General features: G+C 66.7%; 8 protein-coding genes. All 8 read left to right on the top strand.

Translation table 11 applies throughout. From position 1 onward, the window contains the following. Position 1 precedes the first annotated feature (1 nt). Complete coding sequence (gene tolQ / locus OJJ21_RS09430; RefSeq protein ID WP_297685501.1) at positions 2-736, top strand: protein TolQ; 735 nt, start codon at positions 2-4, stop codon at positions 734-736. A gap of 2 nt (positions 737-738) precedes the next feature. Next, entirely contained in the window at positions 739-1,188 is a 450-nt protein-coding gene (gene tolR, locus OJJ21_RS09425) for a protein TolR (protein ID WP_297685499.1), read from the top strand. Between the two features lie 64 nt (positions 1,189-1,252). Next, complete coding sequence (locus OJJ21_RS09420) at positions 1,253-2,206, top strand: hypothetical protein (RefSeq protein WP_297685496.1); 954 nt, start codon at positions 1,253-1,255, stop codon at positions 2,204-2,206. 69 nt (positions 2,207-2,275) lie between these two features. Continuing rightward, positions 2,276-3,589 (top strand): Tol-Pal system beta propeller repeat protein TolB, encoded by a 1,314-nt coding sequence (gene tolB / locus OJJ21_RS09415; RefSeq protein ID WP_297685503.1) that lies wholly within the window; start codon positions 2,276-2,278, stop codon positions 3,587-3,589. Positions 3,590-4,020: 431 nt separating this feature from the next. After that, positions 4,021-4,533, top strand: a complete 513-nt coding sequence (pal, locus tag OJJ21_RS09410; protein WP_297685494.1) for a peptidoglycan-associated lipoprotein Pal — start codon at positions 4,021-4,023, stop codon at positions 4,531-4,533. Between the two features lie 273 nt (positions 4,534-4,806). Continuing rightward, positions 4,807-5,913: a tol-pal system protein YbgF gene (gene ybgF / locus OJJ21_RS09405; protein WP_297685492.1), complete on the top strand. Its 1,107-nt coding sequence runs from the start codon at positions 4,807-4,809 to the stop codon at positions 5,911-5,913. Positions 5,914-5,920: 7 nt separating this feature from the next. Then, positions 5,921-7,255, top strand: coding sequence for a tRNA lysidine(34) synthetase TilS (gene tilS / locus OJJ21_RS09400; protein ID WP_297685490.1), 1,335 nt, complete (start codon positions 5,921-5,923; stop codon positions 7,253-7,255). A gap of 162 nt (positions 7,256-7,417) precedes the next feature. Then, positions 7,418-8,222 (top strand): ATP-dependent metallopeptidase FtsH/Yme1/Tma family protein (locus OJJ21_RS09395; RefSeq protein WP_297685488.1); only part of this gene is annotated, 805 nt, incomplete at its 3' end.

Here is an 8,222-nt window from a genome sequence, read left to right as displayed (position 1 = left end):
TCTGGACACGCCCGTCAGCGCCGCGCAGCTCGGGGGCCCATCTGCTGCCGCCGATCTTTCGCTCTGGGCGCTCGTCCTCCAGGCCGACTGGATCGTCAAGGCCGTCATGCTGATGCTCATCCTGGCCTCGTTCTGGTCGTGGGCGATCATCTTCGACAAGCTGATCAAGATCCGCCGCGTCATGAACGACACCGACAAGTTCGAAAACGACTTCTGGTCGGGCGGCTCGCTCGACGCCCTGTATGACCGCCTCTCCATGGCCGGCCCGCAGCATCCGATGGCGGTGCTGTTCGTCGCCGCCATGCGCGAATGGCGCCGCTCCACCGAGCGCGGCCTGGTGCGCGGCAAGCAGGGGCTCGGCTCGCTGCAGGTCCGCATCAACCAGGTCATGCGTGTCTCCATCGACCGCGAGATGGAGCGCCTGGAACGCTATCTCGGCTTTCTCGCCTCGGTCGGTTCGGTCTCGCCCTTCGTCGGCCTGTTCGGCACCGTCTGGGGTATCATGAACTCCTTCCACGCCATCGCCTCGTCGAAGAACACCTCGCTGGCCGTGGTGGCGCCGGGTATCGCGGAAGCACTGTTCGCCACCGCGCTGGGCCTGCTCGCCGCGATCCCGGCGGTGATGGCCTATAACAAGTTCTCCAACGATCTCGGCCGGCTCAACGTGCGGCTCGAAGGCTTTGCCGGCGAATTCTCGGCGCTGATGTCGCGCCAGCTCGACGAAGAGGCGGCCTGATCATGGCGATCCAGATGGGCAGCGGTTCCACCCGCGGCGGCCGGCGCACCCGCCGGCCGATGTCGGAGATCAACGTCACCCCGCTGGTCGACGTGATGCTGGTGCTGCTGATCGTCTTCATGGTGGCGGCGCCGCTGCTCACCGTCGGCGTGCAGGTCGATCTGCCCAAGACCCAGGCGGCGGCGATCCAGGGCCAGGACGAACCCCTGAGCGTGACCATCGATGCCAAGGGGGTCGTTTACCTTCAGGAAAGCCCGGTCGATATAGACCAGCTGGTGCCGCGCCTGCAGGCGATCGCCGGCAATGCGCCGGAGCGCCGCATCTTCGTGCGCGGCGACCAGGCGATCAATTACGGCAAGGTGCTGGAAGTGATGGGGCTGATCAATACCGGCGGTTTCACCAAGGTGGCCCTGGTCGGCAATCCCCCCGCCACGGCGGCGCCGCGGCGTTAACAGGTAATTGACCGGCGGCGGCCAGGGGCCGCTGAGGCGGGCGTAGCAGAGGGTCGAATACAGCGTGCAGCGGAAGTCATACATATTCTCGGCCAGTCTGCATGGCGGCATCATGGCCTTCGCCGTGTTCGGTCTGCCGCATCTGTTCGACACGCCGCGCGAACCCGAGCCGATGGTGGTGCTGGCCGAATTCGCGCCGATCGCCGAGAAGACCAATGTGCCCAAGCCGCAGCCCAAGGTGGTCGAAACCAAGGCCGAGCCGAAGGAAGAGCCGGTTCCCGATCAGAAGCCGACCCCCGAGCCGCCCAAGCCGCAGCCGCAGGCGGTGACACCGCCTCCTCCGCCGCCGCCGCCGGCACCCGAGCCGCCGAAACAGGCCGAGGCTCCCAAGCCCACGCCGATGCCCGAGCCGGTGCCGTCGCCCAAGCCGCTGCCCAAGCCCAAGGAAGTGGTGGAGACGCCCGAGCCGCCCAAGGTGGCCGAGAAACCGAAGCCGGAAGCCAAGCCGGCGCCGCCGAAGACCACCCAGCGGGTCGAGGAAAAGAGCAAGGCGCCGAATTTCTCCGACGTCGCCGCCCTGGTGAACAAGATGAAGGCGCCGCCGGCGCCGCAGCCGCAGCAGGCGCCGCAGACCGCCTCGCGTCAGCCGCCCGCCGCGGCGCCGCGCGCAGAAGGCCCGTCGAATCCCAACCTGCCGGTCTCGATGAGCGAGAAGGATTTCATCCGCAAGCAGGTCGAAGACAAATGGCAGTTCGATATCGGCGCCAAGGATGCCAGCAATCTGCTCGTGAAAATCCGTTTCAGCCTGAATACGGATGGCAGCCTGCGCACGCAGCCTGAAATCGTCGATACCGCCCGCATGTATCTGCCCGGGCAGGAAAGCTATCGCGCGGCCGCCGAATCGGCGAAGCGCGCCGTGCTGAAGGCGGCGCCGTTCCAGTTGCCGCCGGGCGACAAGGATAAGTGGAACCAGGAAATTATTCTGAATTTTGACCCGCGCATGATGCTGGGCGGGTAAAGCGATAGGGAGACAGGGATGAATCGGATGTCGATTTTGCCAGCGGCTGGCATGATGAAAGCCGGCGTGATGGCGCTGATGCTGGCGCTGTTCGTCGCGACTGCCGGCCATGCCGCCGTCGAAATCGACATTACACGCGGCAACTTCAAGCCGGTACCGATCGCGATTTCCGACCTCGACGGCGACAACCCGCAGGCGCTCAAGCTGGGCACCGATGTCGCCCGCGTCATCCGCGCCGATCTGGAGCGGTCCGGTCTGTTCAAGCCGGTCGATCCGCGCGCCCATATTCAGACGCCGCAGCAGATGCGCGTGCAGCCGCGCTTCGGCGACTGGCGCGTCATCAATGTCGATGCGCTGGTCAATGGCCGCATTGAAATGCAGGCCGATGGCCGTCTGCGTGGCGAATTCCGCCTGTGGGACGTGGCCGCCGAGAATCAGATGACCGGCCTGGCGCTGTTCACCACGCCCGATAACTGGCGCCGCCTGGCGCATCTGATCGCCGATGCGATCTACAAACGCGTCACCGGCGAGGATGGTTATTTCGACACCCGCATCGTCTATGTCGCCGAGAGCGGCCCGCCCGATCGCCGCGTGAAAAGGCTGGCGATCATGGACCAGGATGGCGAGAAGCACCGCTTCCTCACCGACGGCCGCTATCTGGTGCTGACGCCGCGCTTCAGCCCGGGCCAGCAGGAAATCACCTATCTCAGCTACTTCAACGACAAGCCGCGCGTGTATCTGTTCAACATCGATACCGGGCAGCAGGAACTGGTCGGCGATTTCCCGGGCATGACCTTTGCCCCGCGTTTCTCGCCCGACGGCAACCGTGTGATCATGTCGCTGGCCACGGACGGCAATTCCGATGTCTACATGATGGATCTGCGCACGCGGCAGCGGCAGCGCCTGACCAGCGATCCGGCCATCGACACCTCGCCCAGTTTCGCGCCCGATGGGCGTCGCATCACCTTCAACTCTGATCGCGGCGGCACCAAGCAGATTTACACCATGAATGCGGATGGTTCGGACCAGAAGCGCATCAGCTTCGGCCAGGGCCGCTACTCGACGCCGGTGTGGTCGCCGCGCGGCGATCTCATTGCCTTCACCAAGGAATATCAGGGCCAGTTCTCGATCGGCGTGATGCGCCCCGATGGCAGCGGCGAGCGCATTCTCTCGTCGAACAGCGTGGTGCAGGAAGCGCCGACCTGGGCGCCGAACGGCCGCGTGCTGATGTTCTATCGCGAGACTCCGTGGAATTCGGCGGGCAGGGGCCAGCGCGTGCGCCTGATCTCGATCGATCTCACCGGTTTCAACGAGCGCGAAATCCCGACCCCGATCGACGCCTCCGATCCGGCCTGGTCGCCGCTGTCGCCGCTGGTGCGCTGAGTCAGGCCCGGGGTCCCGCCAAAGGTCGCAGGGGCCACCGGGACTTGACCAGGGGTTGATCGGGCGGCGGGTCCGGGACAGATGGGCTCTACAGCCTGTGGGTATCTTTGCGAAAACGGACCCCTGTTGCAGAAATGCCGCAGGGGTCTGTTTAGTGTTTACAAGCCCTTACACCTATTGATTCAGGAAAAACCGGTGGATATAGTCGACCGTGACGTAATGGCTTGAACCTTGGGGTTCCGGCAACGTTTGCTCTTGGCTGCGGATTTTTAGGACTCCGTGCCGAGCGGCGACGACCGGTCTAGCTGGGGGTCCTGCCGCACGCTTCGTGTCCGGATCGAAAAAACTCGCAGCCGGATATGGAACGCAAGTTGCGCTTCGCTGTTCAGGTACCTGACTCACTTCTCGAAACCCTTGGAGGGATAATAAAAATGCGCCTCAACACCTTCGGCTCCAAGTTCCTGGCCGTGGCTGCCGTGGGCTTGCTTCTCGCCGCTTGCGAATCGGCTCCGACTCCGTCCGCTTCGACCAGCGGCGCCGGCACTGGCGGCGCCACCGCAACCGGTCCGGCTGCCAGCATCGCGCCGGGCACCGTGCAGGATTTCCAGGTCAACGTCGGCGACCGCGTTTTCTTCGACTATGACAAGTTCGAAGTGAAGCCGGCCGGCAAGGCCACGCTGGACAAGCAGGCTGCCTGGCTGAAGCGCTATGGCCAGTGGAAGGTCGTGATCGAGGGTCATGCCGACGAACGCGGCACCCGCGAGTACAACCTGGCGCTCGGCGAGCGTCGCGCCAATGCCGTCAAGACCTACCTGGCCAACCAGGGCATCCCGGCGAACCGCATCACCACGATCTCCTACGGTAAGGAGCGTCCGGTGGCGCTGGGTTCGAACGAGGCCGCCTGGGCCCAGAACCGTCGCGGTGTGACGGTCCTGTCGAACTAATTCTGGCCGGGCGGCCCAAGCTAAATCAGCCTGGGCCGCCTGACCGAAGGTTCCGGAACACCCGCCTGTCGCAGGACAGGCGGGTGTTTTGCGTTCAGGGTGTTTTTTTGCGTTCAGGGGATTTTCGGCCGGGCCATGCGCCAGCGCGGCGGCGCCGTTGCGAACCGCCATGCTTTTGACGTAAACCCCGGTAAAATCGATAAACTCGGTTTTCTGTCCCGATTCGGCTTCCCGAGTCGGAATTCCGTGGGGTTTGCCATGCCGGGATTTGCCATGCCTGCGTCATCCGTTGCCAGACTTCTGCCGGCCCTGCTGCTTGTGACCGGCTTCGCCCTGTCTTCATGGGCGCTGCCCGCCGCCGCGCAGGATGCCCAGACGCTCGACCGCATCAACCGGCTCGAAAACGACCTGCGCACATTGCAGCGCCAAGTCTATCGCGGCGGCACTGCCCCAAATTCTGGGCCGGCATCTCCGGCGGGCAGCGGCGGCAGCCTGACCGAAACCGGCAGCGACGGTTCCTCGCCGGCCAATCGCCTCAATGCCCGCATCGACGAGCTGGAAAACCAGATCCGCCAGATGATCGGCCGCTTCGAGGAGGTCGAATTCTCCTCCAGCCAGGCCAACCGCCGCATCGACAAGCTGGTCGAGGATGTCGACTTCCGCCTCAACCAGCTGGAACGCGGCGGCCAGCCGCAAGGTCAGCAGAGTGCGCCGCAGACCGGCAGCGTCGAACAGGTGAAGCCCAGCGCGCAGCAGCAGGGCGTTCCGGCGCCCGGTACGCCCGTCCAACAGCAGCAGAATCTGGCGCGCGGCTCGACGTCCTCCACGCCGGGCCAGGCGCCGACGAAAGAGGGCGTGCTCGGCTCGATGCCGGTGGACGCGCAGGGCCGGCCGCTGCCAGGGAGTGCATCCGGCAGTGCCCCCGCCGCCCAGCAGCAGACCGCGCGCGCGCCGACACCGCCCGCCGCGTCCGGCAAGGGCAAGCTGCCGGCCGGTTCGCCGCAGGAGCGCTACAATTACGCCTACAAGCTGCTGGTGCAGAGCGACTATGCCGATGCCGAATCCGCCTTCCGCGAATTCATCGGCGCCCATCCGCAGGATGCGCTGGCCGGCAACGCGCAATACTGGCTCGGCGAGACCTATTACGTGCGCCAGCAGTATGAGCCGGCCGCCCAGGCCTTCCTGCAGGGCTACCAGGGTTATCCGAAAGGCGCCAAGGCGCCGGACAGCCTGCTGAAGCTCGGCATGTCGCTGGCCGCGATGAAAAAGAATCCCGAGGCCTGCGCCGCCCTCGGCCAGCTCGGCAAGGAATTCGCATCCGCGCCGCCGCATGTGAAGGATGCCGCCATCCGCGAGCGCAACAAGCTCGGCTGCAAGTAGCCGCGGCATGGCAAACGCAGCGGCAGTAACCGGGGCCGAATTCGGCCGCCTGTTGCGGCCGCTGCTGGAAGACGACCGGCCCGCCGCCATCGCCGTCGCGGTGTCCGGCGGCGCCGACAGCCTGGCGCTGGCGCTGCTCGGCATGGACTGGGGCGCCAGACATGATATCGCCGTCGTCCCGCTGATCGTCGATCACCGCCTGCGGCCGGACTCCTCGAAAGAAGCCAGGCAGGTCGCCGGCTGGCTGCGCGCCGCCGGGCTGGCGCCGAAAATCCTCACCTGGAGCGCGGCGAAAAAACCCGCCGCCAACCGCCAGGCTGCCGCACGCGCCGCGCGCTACGACCTGCTGGCGCAGGCCTGTGTCAAACACGGCATCCGCCACCTGCTGCTGGCGCATCACCGCGACGACCAGGCCGAGACGCTGCTGCTGCGCTGCCTGCGCGGCTCCGGCGTCGACGGGCTGGCGGCGATGCAGCCGCGCCGCATGCTGGGCGGCGATCTCGTCATTCTGCGGCCGCTGCTCGACCTGCCCAAGGCGCGACTGGTCGCCACGCTGAAAAAACGCAAACAGCCCTGGATCGACGACCCCAGCAATGCCGATCCGGCCTATCGCCGGGTGCGGGTGCGCGCCGCGCTCGACCTGCTCAGCGGCAACGATGCGGCTTTGCGCGCCGAGCTGGTGACGCATCTGGCGCAGACCGCGCGCAATTTCGCCCGCACCCGCGCGCTGCTCGATGCGGCGGCCTACGACCTGCTGCATGCGGCCGTGCAGCTCACGCCGGCCGGCACCGCCTGGCTCGCGGCGGCGCCCATCGCGGCCGCGCCCGACGAACTGGCCCTGCGCGCGCTGGTCAAACTGCTCGGCGCCATCGGCGGCGTGGCGGTGCCGCCGCGGCTCGACGGGCTGCAGCGCCTGCTGGCGGGTCTGCGCACCGGCAGCGCCGGCCTGCCGCTCACCCTGCATCGCTGCCTGCTCACACCGGTGAAGGGCGAGGCCCGGCTGCTGGTCTGCCGCGAGGCGCGCCACCTGCCGCAGGCACAGCCGCTTGGTCCCATGCTGTGGGACGGCCGCTTCCGCATCGCCATGGCCCGGCGGCCGCCCGGCGGCCTGGTCATCGCCCCGCTTGGCCGCGACCGCCCGCCGGCGGCTGGGATTTCCGCCACCGCGCCGCCGAAACCGGCCTGGCCGGGCCTGCCGGCGCTGCGCGACCGCGGCGGCCGGCTGCTGGCGGTGCCCGGCCTGGACTGGGGCCGGCTGCCCGCGGGTGTCACAATCACCTTCCATCCCGCCCTGCCGGGCGAGCCGGAAGAGCTGCCCGGCGCGCTTGCGGCCGGCGACTGAGCCGGATTCCGCCTTTCGCGGCCCCGAATCCGGAGCGTTACCGCTTGTTTAGGCCTTCTGCGGTCATATCTATGGTCTGTGCCGGGAGAAATCGGCTAAAATTTTCCTGCCCCGCGGACCATGTCCGGGACAGGGGTATCGCGTGGAAAGGAACGGGCTTCCGTGAATATGTTCGGCCGTAATTTGGCGCTCTGGGTGATCATCGGCCTGCTGGTGGTTGCGCTGTTCAATCTGTTTCAGGGCCCCTCGATGCGCGGCGGCAGCCAGTCGCTCGCCTATTCCGATTTCCTCAACGACGTGACCAACGGCCAGATCACCGACGTCGCGATCCAGAACAGCTCCAACACCGTCACCGGCCATTTCCGCGACGGCCGCAGCTTCACCACCTATATCCCGAACGATCCCTCGCTGGTCGGCAAGCTGACCGAGCGCGGCGTGCGCGTCACCGCCGTGCCGCCGGAAGAGGGCAACCCGCTGTTCAGCATCTTCATCTCCTGGTTCCCCATGCTGCTGCTGATCGGCGTGTGGATCTTCTTCATGCGCCAGATGCAGTCGGGCGGCGGCAAGGCGATGGGCTTCGGCAAGTCCAAGGCCCGCCTGCTCACCGAACGCCATGGCCGCGTGACGTTTGAAGACGTCGCCGGCATCGAGGAAGCGAAAAGCGAGCTGGAAGAGATCGTCGAATTCCTGCGCGACCCGCAGAAGTTCCAGCGGCTCGGCGGCAAGATTCCCAAGGGCTGCCTGCTCGTCGGCCCGCCCGGCACCGGCAAGACGCTGCTGGCGCGCGCCATCGCCGGCGAGGCCAACGTGCCCTTCTTCACCATCTCGGGCTCCGACTTCGTCGAGATGTTCGTCGGCGTCGGCGCCAGCCGCGTGCGCGACATGTTCGAGCAGGCCAAGAAGAACGCGCCCTGCATCATCTTCATCGACGAAATCGACGCGGTCGGCCGCCATCGCGGCGCCGGCC

It is taken from the genome of Ferrovibrio sp. (assembly GCF_025869515.1).
In the GTDB taxonomy this organism is placed as follows: domain Bacteria; phylum Pseudomonadota; class Alphaproteobacteria; order Ferrovibrionales; family Ferrovibrionaceae; genus Ferrovibrio.
Note: the sequence above shows the minus strand (reverse complement) of the source record. Positions and strands in the feature narration are given on the sequence as shown.

Bases quoted from the DNA above. Each gene is read 5' to 3' on its own strand.
- tolR (WP_297685499.1), top strand. From the start codon at position 739: ATGGCGATCCAGATGGGCAGCGGTTCCACCCGCGGCGGCCGGCGCACC.
- tolB (WP_297685503.1), top strand. From the start codon at position 2,276: ATGGCGCTGATGCTGGCGCTGTTCGTCGCGACTGCCGGCCATGCCGCC.
- pal (WP_297685494.1), top strand. From the start codon at position 4,021: ATGCGCCTCAACACCTTCGGCTCCAAGTTCCTGGCCGTGGCTGCCGTG.
- ybgF (WP_297685492.1), top strand. From the start codon at position 4,807: ATGCCTGCGTCATCCGTTGCCAGACTTCTGCCGGCCCTGCTGCTTGTG.
- tilS (WP_297685490.1), top strand. From the start codon at position 5,921: ATGGCAAACGCAGCGGCAGTAACCGGGGCCGAATTCGGCCGCCTGTTG.